Annotated in this window: 14 protein-coding genes, 1 tRNA gene and 1 pseudogene; 2 read left to right on the top strand and 14 right to left on the bottom strand. The window is 63.7% G+C overall.

The window, feature by feature from the left end:
* Window positions 1-40 precede the first annotated feature (40 nt).
* Window positions 41-990, bottom strand: a pseudogene (locus BLV92_RS03070) (IS110 family RNA-guided transposase).
* Window positions 991-1,287: 297 nt separating this feature from the next.
* Between BLV92_RS03070 and BLV92_RS03065 the strand changes: the two are divergent.
* Window positions 1,288-2,387 (top strand): IS3 family transposase gene (locus BLV92_RS03065; protein WP_090542124.1). Its coding sequence is split into 2 segments (ribosomal slippage): window positions 1,288-1,540 and window positions 1,540-2,387, totalling 1,101 coding nucleotides; the frame shifts between segments, so codons are not numbered across the junction.
* A 189-nt stretch (window positions 2,388-2,576) separates the two neighbouring features.
* On the opposite strand, the gene BLV92_RS03060 is transcribed toward BLV92_RS03065, so the two are convergent.
* From BLV92_RS03060 to BLV92_RS03025, 8 genes are all read right to left on the bottom strand, one after another.
* Window positions 2,577-3,326 (bottom strand): hypothetical protein, encoded by a 750-nt coding sequence (locus tag BLV92_RS03060; protein ID WP_090542122.1) that lies wholly within the window; start codon window positions 3,324-3,326, stop codon window positions 2,577-2,579.
* A gap of 153 nt (window positions 3,327-3,479) precedes the next feature.
* Window positions 3,480-3,555 (bottom strand) — tRNA-Thr (locus tag BLV92_RS03055).
* An 18-nt stretch (window positions 3,556-3,573) separates the two neighbouring features.
* The gene (locus BLV92_RS03050; RefSeq protein WP_090546791.1) at window positions 3,574-4,068 is read right to left on the bottom strand and encodes a ClpXP protease specificity-enhancing factor; all 495 of its coding nucleotides are present in this window, start codon (window positions 4,066-4,068) and stop codon (window positions 3,574-3,576) included.
* Between the two features lie 69 nt (window positions 4,069-4,137).
* The gene (locus BLV92_RS03045) at window positions 4,138-4,749 is read right to left on the bottom strand and encodes a glutathione S-transferase N-terminal domain-containing protein (protein WP_006052302.1); all 612 of its coding nucleotides are present in this window, start codon (window positions 4,747-4,749) and stop codon (window positions 4,138-4,140) included.
* A gap of 94 nt (window positions 4,750-4,843) precedes the next feature.
* Window positions 4,844-5,620, bottom strand: a complete 777-nt coding sequence (locus BLV92_RS03040; protein ID WP_090542119.1) for a cytochrome c1 — start codon at window positions 5,618-5,620, stop codon at window positions 4,844-4,846.
* A gap of 17 nt (window positions 5,621-5,637) precedes the next feature.
* Complete coding sequence (locus BLV92_RS03035; RefSeq protein WP_090542117.1) at window positions 5,638-7,023, bottom strand: cytochrome b; 1,386 nt, start codon at window positions 7,021-7,023, stop codon at window positions 5,638-5,640.
* The gene (petA, locus tag BLV92_RS03030; RefSeq protein ID WP_090542115.1) at window positions 7,023-7,643 is read right to left on the bottom strand and encodes a ubiquinol-cytochrome c reductase iron-sulfur subunit; all 621 of its coding nucleotides are present in this window, start codon (window positions 7,641-7,643) and stop codon (window positions 7,023-7,025) included. Before petA ends, BLV92_RS03035 begins: the two co-directional genes overlap by 1 nt.
* A 224-nt stretch (window positions 7,644-7,867) precedes the next feature.
* Window positions 7,868-8,614 (bottom strand): Nif3-like dinuclear metal center hexameric protein, encoded by a 747-nt coding sequence (locus BLV92_RS03025; RefSeq protein ID WP_090542113.1) that lies wholly within the window; start codon window positions 8,612-8,614, stop codon window positions 7,868-7,870.
* Window positions 8,615-8,633: 19 nt separating this feature from the next.
* Between BLV92_RS03025 and BLV92_RS03020 the strand changes: the two genes are divergently transcribed.
* On the top strand, window positions 8,634-9,860 hold the full coding sequence (locus tag BLV92_RS03020; RefSeq protein WP_090542111.1) for a Do family serine endopeptidase: 1,227 nt from the start codon (window positions 8,634-8,636) through the stop codon (window positions 9,858-9,860).
* Window positions 9,861-10,070: 210 nt separating this feature from the next.
* On the opposite strand, the gene tatC is transcribed toward BLV92_RS03020, so the two are convergent.
* The 5 genes from tatC to BLV92_RS02995 all read right to left on the bottom strand — a co-directional run bounded on the left by tatC (window position 10,071) and on the right by BLV92_RS02995 (window position 12,736).
* Window positions 10,071-10,853: a twin-arginine translocase subunit TatC gene (gene tatC / locus BLV92_RS03015; protein ID WP_090542109.1), complete on the bottom strand. Its 783-nt coding sequence runs from the start codon at window positions 10,851-10,853 to the stop codon at window positions 10,071-10,073.
* Between the two features lie 34 nt (window positions 10,854-10,887).
* Window positions 10,888-11,469, bottom strand: coding sequence for a Sec-independent protein translocase protein TatB (gene tatB, locus BLV92_RS03010; protein ID WP_090542107.1), 582 nt, complete (start codon window positions 11,467-11,469; stop codon window positions 10,888-10,890).
* A 41-nt stretch (window positions 11,470-11,510) separates the two neighbouring features.
* Entirely contained in the window at window positions 11,511-11,750 is a 240-nt protein-coding gene (tatA, locus tag BLV92_RS03005; RefSeq protein WP_090542105.1) for a Sec-independent protein translocase subunit TatA, read from the bottom strand.
* A gap of 166 nt (window positions 11,751-11,916) precedes the next feature.
* The gene (locus tag BLV92_RS03000; RefSeq protein ID WP_090542103.1) at window positions 11,917-12,285 is read right to left on the bottom strand and encodes a histidine triad nucleotide-binding protein; all 369 of its coding nucleotides are present in this window, start codon (window positions 12,283-12,285) and stop codon (window positions 11,917-11,919) included.
* A 55-nt stretch (window positions 12,286-12,340) separates the two neighbouring features.
* Complete coding sequence (locus BLV92_RS02995; protein ID WP_090542101.1) at window positions 12,341-12,736, bottom strand: DUF4870 family protein; 396 nt, start codon at window positions 12,734-12,736, stop codon at window positions 12,341-12,343.
* Window positions 12,737-12,790: the final 54 nt, after the last annotated feature.

Here is a 12,790-nt window from a genome sequence, read left to right as displayed (position 1 = left end):
AGAATGCACGCTGAACTGACCTGAGTAACCGTGTTAAATGTCAAGCTGTCAGGGGCTGATTTTGGGCATTCAGGTGGGTACGGGCGATGGCATTGAGGTGGGTGACGAGCTTGCGCATGCACGCGACCAAGGCCACTTTCTTGAGTTTTCCTGCGGCCACCAAGCGTTCATAGAAGGCGCGGACGACCGGATTAAATCAAGTCGCGGTGAGCGTTGCCATGTATAGCGCGCGCCGTACCTCGAAGCGCCCGCCGGCGATGCGCCTACGACCTCTGATAGAACCAGAACCTTGGCATAAGGTGCCACGCCGACCAGGGCGCAGATTTGGCGCCGATTGAGGTGGCCCAGTTCAGGCAATTCGGCAATCAAGGTCGTCGCGGCGACGCGGCCGATGCCCGCCACGTTCCGCAACAGCCTGGACATGACGGCGCGGTGCTGCTCGACATGACTGAGCATCCTGGCGTCGACATCGTCCAGCTGACAGGCGATGGCTTCGAGCAGCGCCTGGATGCTCGGGCGTGTGACCGGACGAGCCAGGCGCAGGCGCTGACGCTCGGAGAGTCGCATGGCCACAAGCTGGCGTCGCCGGGTGACCAGAGCCGCCAGATCCTGCTGTGCGGGATCGCTCAGCGGACGCACGAAGCGCTCGCAGTCAGGACGCTGGGCAAGTACGGCAGCGAATTCGGCGAGGGTGGCTGCATCGATGCGGTCGGTTTTGGCGAGGCGCTGCATCGCACGAGCGAAGTCACGAGCCATGCGCGGGTTGATCACCGCCACACGCAACCCGGCTGCCTGCAGTGTGCATGTCAATGCCGCCTCATAGCCGCCGGTAGCCTCCATCAGCACAAGTCCGGGCTGCAGCTTCGTCAAGGCGTCGGCCAGCGCGACGTGCCCCTCGGTGTCATTGCTGACATGTGTCAGTTCGGCTGGCAAAGTAGCTCCCAGGCACGCTACATCGACATGGGTACTCGCCACATCGATGCCCACCATTACGGATGATCCAGACATGGCCTTCATATCCCTTTCTTGTACATGCGAGCTGGTATCAAACCGCTCGATTAACCGTTCGGGCTTCAGGAAGACCAGCACGGAGAACGTGCGCAATCGACTCAGGTACGAGCTGGCGAGCGGACTCGCCGACTCCAGACGATTCCAGGTTACACGATCCGGTCCGGTCACCTCAGCGGTGATCAGACTGTACCGCGCTGATCTGGTTTAAACATACAAGACGGATCATGTAGCCAAACGGCAAGTGAGTTCTCTTATCCTGTAGGCAAGGAGAACTCGATGAAGAAGCGCCACACCGACGAACAGATCATCCGCATCCTGCGGGAAGCCGAGAGCCGCGAAGAAGCGGTGAAGGATCTGTGCAAACGGCGCAACATCACGGAACAGACTTTCTACCGCTGGCGAAACAAGTTCGGCGGCATGGATGTCGCCGAGGCCCGGCGTCTCAAAGAACTGGAATCGGAAAATGATCGGCTCAAGCGCCTGATTGCCGAGCAACTGCTGGTGATCGACGGGCTGAAGGAGTTCAGCCGAAAAAAATGAGCACCCCGACGGGCCGGCGCGAAGCGCTGGAAGTCCTGACCCGGCGGGGATTATCGCAACGCAAGGCATGTCGTTACCTGGGGCTGAGCCGCCGGGTGGCGACCTACGCACTCAGGCAACCGGAGAAAGACCGGAGCCTGGGCGAACGGTTGATCGCGGCGTCCCAGGAAGTGCCGCGCTTTGGGTATCGCCGTATCTCGGCGTGGTTGTCGCTGGGCGAATCGCGCGTGCGCCGGATGTGGCGTGCGCTGAAGCTGAACATCCCGAAGCGGCGGCCGCGCCGGCGGCGTTGCGGCAGCGATATCCGCCTGCCTGGCGCGACAAAGCCCAATTCGGTCTGGAGTTACGACTTCGTCCACGATCAACTGGTCGACGGCCGTGTCTTGAAGATGCTGTGCGTGATCGACGAGTACACCCGGGAATGCCTGGCAATCGAGGTCGGTGCCAGCCTGCGTTCGCAGGACGTGATTCTGGTGCTGTCGAGGCTGATGCGGCTGTATGGAAAGCCGGCATTCATCCGGTCGGACAACGGCGCGGAATTTACCGCCGCCCGGGTCATGCGCTGGCTGCGTGACGCATCGATTGGCCCGGCTTTCATCACGCCGGGCAGCCCTTGGCAGAATGGCTTCGTCGAAAGCTTCAACGGCAAACTGCGTGACGAACTGCTGAATCGCGAATGGTTCCGCAGCTGCGCCGAGGCCAAAATGCTCATCGAGCAATGGCGCCAGTTCTACAACGAGAGGCGGCCACATAGCGCTCATCGTTACCAACCTCCAGCCACGGTCCGTCGAGCCTGGCTGGAGTCCGATAATATCGACATGCGACTCACTGCCTGACTGGCTACAAAATCCCGCCGCAGGTCACAAGGGATTCAGAAATTGCACTTCGCGGAACCGCACTGGAACACGGTTTCATCAACATCTATCCATGCGGCTCAACAAAGTGTGAGTGCACGATAGAGACCACCGGCTGACCGGTCGATATAGCGGGGAATATTGGGAAATAACGGGCAATAACGGGCGCGCTTACTTGCCGCTCAGGTACTTCTTGAGAGCTTTGTAGGTGTAGGTCTTCTCCCCCTCGTGAGAAGCGTACGTAATTCCCTTTCGATCGCTGCCTCGTAACCGGGTGCTCTTTGCGCCCGGATCCTTGCTCATCGTGTCGAGAATGCCCCAGATAACATCCGGATCCTTGTGATCGAGGTCCTTCTGCCGGGCTTCGTCTTGGGCGAGCAATATTTCTGCGTAAAGTCCCGGGCGCTTACCCGGTCCACTCGTTCTATGTATCCGACTAGCAGCGTCCTCTTTGACCACGAGTCTCAAGGATGCTAGTTCGTCCGTGACCGATAGCGCGAATGGATGCTCCTTCGAGCCCGGAAAAAAGAGATGTCGCAGGAATTCCGGTAGCTTGGGCACGTGCCACGGCGCTTGGTCGCTGTCGTAGCACCACTTCAGGAAATCGTCCGACAGCACCTCGTCACCGGGTGGCAGATCGCCATCCTTCACATGGTCGAGGTAGTCATCAAGCACGCGCCTTGCGCCGCCTAGCTGCTGTGGGGTAGCAGGCAGATCGGGATCGTCGAGCTGGCGCGCATCGCCCACGGACGTCGGAATGTCCTTGCGACCTTGCGGAGACGGGATAACGCCATTGACCAGCAACGCTCCGTCGGCAGGCGTCCATCGCGGACTCCGGTTGACGTAGTACTCGACCAGCTCAAGGAACGCGATTCGCTTTTGTGCGGGCTGGCTGTATTTCTTGAAAACGTCGGAACTCATCCTGTAGGCGGTCTGCAGTTGCTGCCAAGCCCCTCTCGTATCGCAGTGATCTAGATGGACTTGTGCTGATCGAATCCGGTTACACAGCGGTTACACGGAGCCAAGAAAGAGAAAAGGGTTACGCAAGAAACTCACGTAACCCTTTGATTTAATTGGTGCCGGCTGCAGGACTCGAACCCGCCACCTGATGATTACAAATCAACTGCTCTACCAGATGAGCTAAGCCGGCGTAGCACGCGATTCTACTTCATTTCACGATCTTGAGGTGCCCCTTGCCGCCCTTCGCGCCGTCGTCGCCGGCATCCGGCGCGGGCGGTTCGGCGCGCGCCTCGTCGTCGGCAGCGGCAGCACTCGCCGCCTCCACCTCTTCGAGTCCGTGCTCGTCGACCTCGGACGACAGCACCGGCCCGGCATCGCCCTGCGTGACCGCGGCCTCGACCGGGAACGCCATCCCCTGGCCGTTTTCGCGCGCATAGATCGCGAGCACGTTCGCGACCGGCACTTCGATCTTGTGCGACTTGCCCGAGAAGCGCGCGTGAAACTCGATCTGCTCGTTGCCCATCTGCAACTGGCTCGTCGCCTCGAAGCTGATGTTCAGCACGATCTCGCCGTCGCGGACGAACTGCCGCGGCACCCGCGTCCGGTTATCGACCCGCACCGCGATGTGCGGGGTGTAGCCATTGTCCGTGCACCACTCGTACAGCGCGCGCAGCAGATACGGCTTCGTGGAAATCTCTTGCATCGACATTCCTCTGCGAGTCGACACGCGCCGCACAACACGGCGCCTATCGACCTGAAGGCCCGCAGGCGCTTAGCGGCGCATCACCTTCTCGGAAGGGGTCAGCGCCTCGATATAGGCCGGACGGCTGAAGATCCGCTCCGCGTACTTCATCAGCGGCGCGGCGTTCTTCGACAGCTCGATCCCGTAGTGGTCGAGGCGCCACAGCAGCGGCGCGATCGCGACGTCGAGCATCGAGAATTCTTCGCCGAGCATGTACTTGTTCTTCAGGAAGATCGGCGCGAGCTGCGTGAGGCGGTCGCGGATCGCGAGGCGCGCCTTCTCGTGGTTCTTCTCGGCGGCCTTGCCCTTCTCGTTTTCGAGCGTGCCGACGTGCACGAACAGTTCCTTCTCGAAATTCAGCAGGAACAGGCGCGCGCGCGCGCGCTGCACCGGGTCGGCCGGCATCAGTTGCGGATGCGGGAAGCGCTCGTCGATGTATTCGTTGATGATGTTCGACTCGTACAGAATCAGGTCGCGCTCGACCAGAATCGGCACCTGACCGTACGGATTCATCACGGCGATGTCTTCCGGTTTGTTGAACAGGTCGACATCGCGGATTTCGAAGTCCATGCCCTTTTCGAACAACACCAGCCGGCAACGCTGGGAGAACGGGCAGGTAGTGCCGGAGTACAGAACCATCATGATTTACGTTTCCTCAAAAAACCCAAAGGCCAGCACGCGAAAAATCCGTCGGACGGATTTTCGTCGCGCCAGCCCCACGCCGGTCAGGACGTGATTATTTGATATCTTTCCAGTACGCGGCGTTCAATCGCCACGCGAAAAAGCTCAGGACGCCGAGGAACAGCAGCACCCACACGCCAAGCTGTCTGCGGGTCCGCTGCTCGGGCTCCGACATCCACCCGAGGTAGGCCACGAGGTCGGCCACGGCAGCATCATAATCCACCCGTGACAGTGTCCCCGGTGTGACCTGCTGGAAGCCGGCGAAGCGGTGGACCTTTTCGCCGGTTTCCTCGTCCACCGCGTCCTCGAACTTGGCGGTCCGGATGCCCTGCAGTTGCCACAGCACGTGCGGCATGCTCACGTTCTCGAACACCAGGTTGTTCCAGCCGGTCGGGCGCGCGTCGTCCCGGTAGAAACTGCGCAGGTACGTGTAGAGCCAGTCGCGGCTGCGCGCCCGCGCCTCCACGGAGAGGTCCGGCGGCGCCACGCCGAACCACGCTTTCGCGTCGTCCGGCCGCATCGCGATGGACATCGTGTTGCCGACCTTGTCGGTCGTGAACAGCAGATTGGCCTCGATTTCCTTCTGCCCGATGCTGAGATCCTGCAGTCGGCTAAAGCGCATCAGGTTCGCGCTGTGGCAGTTGAGGCAATAGTTTACAAACAATTGGGCGCCATGTTGCAGCGAAACGAGATTTTCGCCGTTATCGGGCGCGCGGTCGAGCGGAATGTTCTCCTGCGCATGAGCCGGAACAGCCGCCAGGCCGCACGCGAGCAGCAGCGACGCGGCGCCCGCGACCCGCGCGAGCGCCGAAAGCAGTGGATTTTTCGTCATGTTTTGCTCGCTCGCGGTTAATGGGGCTTGAACCGGACGCGCTCCGGCGGCTCCTTGAAGGTGCCGCGCGGCGTCCAGAACGGCATGCCGAGGAAAAACGCGAAATAGACGAGCGCGCAGACCTGCGCGATCAGCGTCGCGGCCGGCGACGGCGGCCGGGTGCCGAGGAACGCGAGCGTCAGGAACGCGGCGACGAAAATCCCGAGGAACACCTTGTGGAACAGCGGCCGGTAGCGGATCGACTTCACCGGCGAACGGTCGAGCCACGGCAGGAAGAACAGCGACAGCACCGCGGTCCCCATCACGACGACGCCCCAGAACTTCGACTCGGTGAAGTACATCGCGAGGATCACCAGCACCGCGAGCGCCGGCAGCCCGACGCGCCAGCGGCCGCGCGCCCGCAGCAGCGCGAACAGGCCCAGCAGCGCGATCACGATCATCAGCACGATCTTGAACGGGTCGGTGGTCGCGCGCAGCATCGCGTAGAACGCGGTGAAATACCACACCGGCGCGATCTCCGGCGGCGTCTGCAACGGGTTCGCCGGCACGAAATTGTTCGCTTCGAGGAAATAACCGCCCATTTCCGGGGCGAAGAACACGATCGCCGCAAAAACCATCAGGAAAATGCAGACGCCCATGAAATCGTGCACCGAGTAATACGGGTGGAACGGGATGCCGTCGAGCGGCACGCCGTCCGCATCCTTTTTATCCTTGATCTCGATGCCGTCCGGGTTGTTCGAGCCGACCTCGTGCAGCGCGACGATGTGCGCGATCACGAGGCCGATCAGCACCAGCGGGATCGCAATGACGTGCAGCGCGAAAAAGCGGTTCAGCGTGACGTCGGACACCACGTAGTCGCCGCGGATCCACAGCGACAGGTCCGGGCCGATCAGCGGAATCGCGGAAAACAGGTTCACGATCACCTGCGCGCCCCAGAACGACATCTGCCCCCACGGCAGCAGGTAGCCGAAGAACGCCTCGGCCATCAGGCACAGGAAGATCGCGCAGCCGAAGATCCACACCAGTTCGCGCGGCTTGCGGTACGAGCCGTACAGCAGCCCGCGGAACATGTGCAGGTACACGACGACGAAGAACATCGACGCGCCGGTCGAGTGCATGTAGCGGATCAGCCAGCCCCACGGCACCTCGCGCATGATGTACTCGACCGACGCGAACGCGAGCGTGGCGTCGGGCTTGTAGTTCATCGTGAGGAAGATGCCGGTGACGATCTGGTTCGCGAGCACGACGAGCGCGAGCGAGCCGAAGAAATACCAGAAGTTGAAGTTCTTCGGCGCGTAGTACTCGGACACGTGGGCGCGCCACGTGGACGTCATCGGAAAGCGGCGGTCGATCCAGCCGGCGAGCCCGGTCGTCTGCACCTCTTTTTCGTGTCCCGTCGCCATTACGCTTCTCCCTTTTCGTCCTTGCCGATCACGAGCTGCGTCGCAGACGTGAACATGAATCGCGGGATGTCGAGGTTCTGCGGCGCCGGCTTGTTCCTGAACACGCGGCCGGCGAGGTCGTAGGTGGAGCCGTGGCACGGGCACAGGAAGCCGCCCGGCCAGTCGTCGGGCAGGTTCGGCTGCGGCCCTTCCTGGAAGCGCGCGGTCGGCGTGCAGCCGAGGTGCGTGCAGACGGCGACCGTCACGAGAATGTTCTTGTGCTCCGCGCGCGAGCGGAATTCGTTCTGGCAGTACTCCGGCACCGGCATCGAGAACGGGTGCTCGGAGTTCGGATCGGCCAGTTGCGGGACCGCCTTTTTCACGTCGGCGAGCATCCGGTCGGTCCGGTTCAGGATCCAGACCGGCTTGCCGCGCCACGCGACGGTCATCATGCTGCCGGGTTCGAGGTTGCCGATGTCGGCTTCGACCGGCGCGCCCGCCGCGCGGGCTTTTTCGGAAGGTGCAAACGAAGCGACGAACGGGACGACGGTCGCGACGCCGCCAATGCCGCCCGCCACCGACGTCGCAATCAGCCAGGTACGGCGGCTGCCATCGACGCGGTCATTTTCCTTGTCTCGCATCACATCGCCCCACTTCTGAGTTGGAATTTTCCGTCACGCCGTTCTCCACCGATCGCTAGTTTGCGCGAATGGAGTCGGCATTTACAAGGGGCGTTACCCGCAAAAGCGACCGAAGTCCTTGATATTTCGGGTTTTCCCGCACCGCGCGAGAGGCCTTTCGCGCGGTTGCGTTTTAAGCGTTTTCTCCGTTTCCGGCTTCCCCGCCGGGCACGGTTTGCGCCCGGTCAAACCGGGTTAGGGATGTCGATGAACAGGTGTTCGATGTCGAACGTCTCCGACAGATGCGCGCCGAGCGCCTGCACGCCGAAGCGTTCGGTCGCGTGGTGGCCGGCGGCGAGGAACGCGACGCCGCTTTCCGCCGACGTGTGCGTCGTCTGCTCGGAGATCTCGCCGGTCAGGAATACGTCCGCGCCCGCGTCGATCGCCGCGTCGAAGAACCCCTGCGCGGCGCCTGTGCACCACGCGACGCGCCGCAGCTCCCAGTCCGGGTCGCCGAGCACGAGCGGCGTGCGGCCGAGCGTCTGCTCGACCTGCGCGGTGAAGTGCGCGAGCGTGATCGGCATCGGCAGCGTGGTCATCCAGCCGAGGTCCTGGTCGCCGAACCGCTGGTCGCCGATCCAGCCGAGCCTCGCGCCGAGCTGCGCGTTGTTGCCGTACTCCGGATGGCTGTCGAGCGGCAGGTGGTACGCGAACAGGCTCAGGTCGTTCGCGAGCAGCGTCTTCAGCCGCCGGTATTTACGGCCGGTGATCTGCGGCGCCTCGTTGCGCCAGAAGTAGCCGTGATGGACCAGCACCGCGTCCGCGCCCCATTCCAGCGCGGCTTCGAGGAACGCGAGCGACGCGGTCACGCCGGTCGCGATCTTCTCGACCCGGCGCCGGCCTTCGACCTGCACCCCATTCGGGCAGTAGTCCTTGAAGCGCGCGGTTTCGAGAAGATTGTTCAGATACAATTCCAGTTCGATCCGATCCATATAAACCTCTGTTCTTCAGATGCTTAGACGCTTTTGGCTGCTCTTCGCCCAGGCGGTGACAGTCCTGCTGGCGCTGATGTTCATCGTCGCCACGCTCAAGCCGCAGTGGCTGCAGCGCCAGGGACAGTTCGGCAAGCAGCTTGCCGAACCGATCGTCGCATTGCGCGAGGTCGCGCCAGGCATCGGCGGCAGCCCCGCGTCGGGCACCTATGCGGACGCCGCCCAGAAGGCGATGCCCGCGGTCGTCAACGTGTTTTCGAGCAAGGACGGATCGCTGCCGCCCGATCCGCGTCAGAACGACCCGCTGTTCCGCTACTTCTTCGGCGACCGCAACAACAACCGCAAGCAGCAGGATCAGCCGGCCGCGAACCTCGGCTCAGGCGTCATCGTGAGCCCTGAGGGTTACATTCTAACGAACCAGCACGTCGTGGACGGCGCGGACCAGATCGAGATCGCGCTGTCCGACGGCCGCACGACCACCGCGAAGGTGATCGGCATCGACCCGGAAACCGATCTCGCGGTGCTGAAGATCAACCTGCCGAACCTGCCGGCGATCACGCTCGGCCGGATGGACCAGACCCGCGTCGGCGACGTCGTGCTCGCGATCGGCAACCCGTTCGGCGTCGGCCAGACGGTCACGATGGGCATCATCAGCGCGCTCGGCCGCAACCACCTCGGCATCAACACCTTCGAGAACTTCATCCAGACCGACGCGCCGATCAATCCGGGCAACTCCGGCGGCGCGCTCGTCGACGTGAACGGCAACCTGCTCGGCATCAACACCGCGATCTATTCGCGCTCGGGCGGCTCGCTCGGCATCGGCTTCGCGATCCCGGTGTCCACCGCGCGCAGCGTGCTCGAAAGCATCATCACGACCGGCACCGTCACGCGCGGCTGGATCGGCGTCGAGCCGCAGGACGTGACGCCGGAGATCGCCGAGTCGTTCGGGTTGAACCAGAAATCGGGCGCGATCGTCGCGGGCGTGCTACAGGGCGGCCCGGCGGACAAGGCCGGCATCAAGCCGGGCGACATCCTCGTCAGCGTGAACGGCGAGGACATCACCGACACGACGCGCCTGCTGAACGTGATCGCGCAGATCAAGCCGGGCACCGACGCGAAGGTCCACCTCGTGCGCAAGAACAAGGACATGGACCTCGACGTGATGATCGGCAAGCGCCCGCCGCCGCCGAAGCAGCCGGCCGACGACGACAACAACGACAGCGACGGGAACGACGACGGGGGTTGAGCGGCGAACGCCGTGCGGCGGCTTCCCCGGCCGCGATGGCGCTCGCTGCACGGCGCTCTCGGCCTCTTGCAGGACCGCGAAAGACGAAGGGCCGCAAATACTTGCGGCCCTTTCCGTTTCTGCCCTGCTGCGACGAGGCGTGGCGAGCAACCCGCGCGCCGCCTCTGTGTCCCGCTGCGCGGCGAGCAACTCGCCTGCGATCACGCCGCTTCAACTCGCCGCGTGGCTCTCGTCCACCGCCTTTTTCTCGCCGGTGCCGATGAAGATCCGCGCGGCGATGATGCCCGCCTCGTACAGCACGATCAGCGGCAGCGCGAGGATCAGTTGCGAGAACACGTCCGGCGGCGTGACGACCGCCGACACGATGAACGCGCCGACGATCACGTAAGGCCGGATCTCCCTCAGCTTCTTCACCGTCAGCACGCCCATCCGGACCAGCAGCACGACGACGATCGGCACCTCGAACGTGACGCCGAACGCAAGGAACATCGTCAGCACGAAGCTCAGGTAGTTGTCGATGTCGGTTGTCATCTCCGCGCCGAGCGGCGCGTTGTAGTGCGCCATCACGCGGAAGATGGTCGGGAACACGACGAAATACGCGAACGCCATCCCGCACAGGAACAGCAGGTAGCTGCTCGACACGAGCGGCAGCACCAGTTTCTTCTCGTGCTGGTACAGGCCCGGCGCGACGAACGCCCAGATCTGGTACAGCACGATCGGCAGCGCGATCACGAATGCGACGAGCATCGTCACCTTCATCGGCACGAAAAACGAGCCGGTGACGTCGGTGACGATCATCTTGCCGTCCCGCGGCAGGTTCTGCATCAGCGGCCGCGCGAGCAGCCGGAAGATGTCGGGCGCCCAGTAGACGAGCGCGACGAACACGACGATCACCGAAATGCCCGCCCGCATGATCCGGTTGCGCAGTTCGACGAGATGGGAGATGAAGGTCTCTTCGGCGCCTTCGTCCGATTTTTGCTGGGGGTCGCTCACGCCGGCCCTCGGTTGGAGATGATCGTGCGGGACATCAGAAGAAGCGCGCCGGCCGCCGCAAGTTGTCCGGCGTGTGCTGCGCGACGCGCGCCGCGCCGGACTGCACGCGGGTGCGGCGCTGCGTCGTCCGCTTGTACCAGGTCGGCAGCGCCGCCTGCTTCGTGCGCCAGTTGCGGCGCTTGCCGGCCGCCGCCGCGGACGGGCCGGCGCTGCCGCCGCGCCAGGACGGCGCGGTGTCGACCGGCGCTGCCGTGTCGGCCAGATACGACGACGCATCGCCGCCCAGCGCCGCCGGGTCCGCGCCGCCCGCGATGCTCGGAGACACCGACGTGCCGGCATTCCACGCGTCGTTCAGTTCCGTCTCGTGCTTGTGCAGGTTGTCGTGGACGGTGTTCTCGACGTTGTGCGCCGCCTGCTCGAAATCGGTCTTCATGCGGCGCAGTTCGTCGAGTTCGATTTCGCGCGTGACTTCCGCCTTGACGTCGTTGATATAACGCTGCGCGCGGCCGAACAGCGCGCCGGCGGTGCGCGCGACGCGCGGCAGCCGCTCTGGCCCGAGGACGACCAGCGCGACGACGCCGATCAGCGCCATCTTCGTGATACCGAGATCCAGCATGGATAGCGTGTTCCGTCAGACTGGGGCGGAGGGAGCGGCGGTCAGCGTGCGTCGCCCGAGCGCGTCGCCTTTTCCTTGGCGTCGACGTCCACCGTCTCGCCAGCGGGCAGTTCGCGCTTTTGCGCGTCGGCCGCGGGCGTCTCGGCGTCGCGCATGCCTTCCTTGAAGCCCTTCACCGCCCCACCGAGATCACCGCCGATGTTGCGCAGCTTCTTCGTGCCGAACACGAGCGCCACGATCAACAGGACAATCAGCCAATGCCAGATGCTCAACGAACCCATGATCCAAATTCTCCTTAACCCGATTGCCGCGCGTCGGCGCGGCGGGAAAACGTTCGCCTTGCGGCTCATCCGGAACGCGTGTGCGCTCCGGGCTGTCGGCGCCGCCCGCCCGGCCTGCGGCGGCGCGCGTTAATGGTGCCCGGCCGTTGTTAAGTCAGCGTGGCAGTCAGCCCATCCGCTGCCACGGACGCGGCCCCGCGAGCAGATGGGCATGCAGGTGATACACCTCCTGCCCGCCGCCCGGACCGGTGTTGACGACGGTGCGGTAACCGGTGTCGCCGCCGGTGTACGAAACGCCGAGATCCTTCGCAATCCGACCGACCAGCACGAGCATTCTACCAAGCAGCGGCGCATCGCTTTCCGCGCAGTCCGCGAGCGTCGCGATGTGCTGGCGCGGGATCACCAGCACGTGCGTTTCGGCGGCCGGACGGATGTCGCGGAATGCGACGAACTCGTCGTCCTCGTAGACCCGCGTGCTCGGAATCTCGCCGTCGGCGATCTTGCAGAAGAGACAGGTGCTGCGGTCGTGACTCATGATGCTTATCGTGCTCCCGGTGAGCGAAGCCTGCAATGGACGCGCGGAACGCGGCTCAGAACCATCCGCGCGGATTCAGCAGCGGCTTGCTGTCGTACAGGTACAGCCAGCCTTTGATGATACGGTACAACGTCCAGATCGCGACAGCCCACAAAATGGGGATGCCGATCACGACGATGAACAGCGCGACGCCGATCAGATGGCCCGCGAGTCCGAGCCAGAAGGTGCGGATCTGCCACGTGAAGTGCGCTTCGTACGGCGTGCCGGCCGCCTCGTCGCGCTTCAGGTAATTGATGATGATCGCAACCAGCACCGAAATGCCGCCGGTCAGCCAGTACACCGCGTAGAGCGCATATAGCACGTGCGTCAGCGTGCGCAGGCTGCGCAGACGGTCCGCGTCGAGCGAGTGCCGGTACGACGACGGGGGCGGGTAGCCGCTGGGTTCGGACATGGTGGCGTCTTCCGTGTTCGATGTCGCGGCGCGCGGGCCTCGCGTGGCAGCCCT

Origin of the sequence: Paraburkholderia caballeronis, assembly GCF_900104845.1 — a bacterium.
Taxonomy (GTDB): domain Bacteria; phylum Pseudomonadota; class Gammaproteobacteria; order Burkholderiales; family Burkholderiaceae; genus Paraburkholderia; species Paraburkholderia caballeronis.
Note: the sequence above shows the minus strand (reverse complement) of the source record. Positions and strands in the feature narration are given on the sequence as shown.

Excerpts from the sequence above, each read along its gene's own strand:
- BLV92_RS03060 (WP_090542122.1), bottom strand. The coding sequence starts at position 3,326 with ATGAGTTCCGACGTTTTCAAGAAATACAGCCAGCCCGCACAAAAGCGA.
- BLV92_RS03050 (WP_090546791.1), bottom strand. The coding sequence starts at position 4,068 with ATGCAAGAGATTTCCACGAAGCCGTATCTGCTGCGCGCGCTGTACGAG.
- BLV92_RS03045 (WP_006052302.1), bottom strand. The coding sequence starts at position 4,749 with ATGATGGTTCTGTACTCCGGCACTACCTGCCCGTTCTCCCAGCGTTGC.
- BLV92_RS03040 (WP_090542119.1), bottom strand. The coding sequence starts at position 5,620 with ATGACGAAAAATCCACTGCTTTCGGCGCTCGCGCGGGTCGCGGGCGCC.
- BLV92_RS03035 (WP_090542117.1), bottom strand. The coding sequence starts at position 7,023 with ATGGCGACGGGACACGAAAAAGAGGTGCAGACGACCGGGCTCGCCGGC.
- petA (WP_090542115.1), bottom strand. The coding sequence starts at position 7,643 with ATGCGAGACAAGGAAAATGACCGCGTCGATGGCAGCCGCCGTACCTGG.
- BLV92_RS03025 (WP_090542113.1), bottom strand. The coding sequence starts at position 8,614 with ATGGATCGGATCGAACTGGAATTGTATCTGAACAATCTTCTCGAAACC.
- BLV92_RS03020 (WP_090542111.1), top strand. The coding sequence starts at position 8,634 with ATGCTTAGACGCTTTTGGCTGCTCTTCGCCCAGGCGGTGACAGTCCTG.
- tatB (WP_090542107.1), bottom strand. The coding sequence starts at position 11,469 with ATGCTGGATCTCGGTATCACGAAGATGGCGCTGATCGGCGTCGTCGCG.
- tatA (WP_090542105.1), bottom strand. The coding sequence starts at position 11,750 with ATGGGTTCGTTGAGCATCTGGCATTGGCTGATTGTCCTGTTGATCGTG.
- BLV92_RS03000 (WP_090542103.1), bottom strand. The coding sequence starts at position 12,285 with ATGAGTCACGACCGCAGCACCTGTCTCTTCTGCAAGATCGCCGACGGC.
- BLV92_RS02995 (WP_090542101.1), bottom strand. The coding sequence starts at position 12,736 with ATGTCCGAACCCAGCGGCTACCCGCCCCCGTCGTCGTACCGGCACTCG.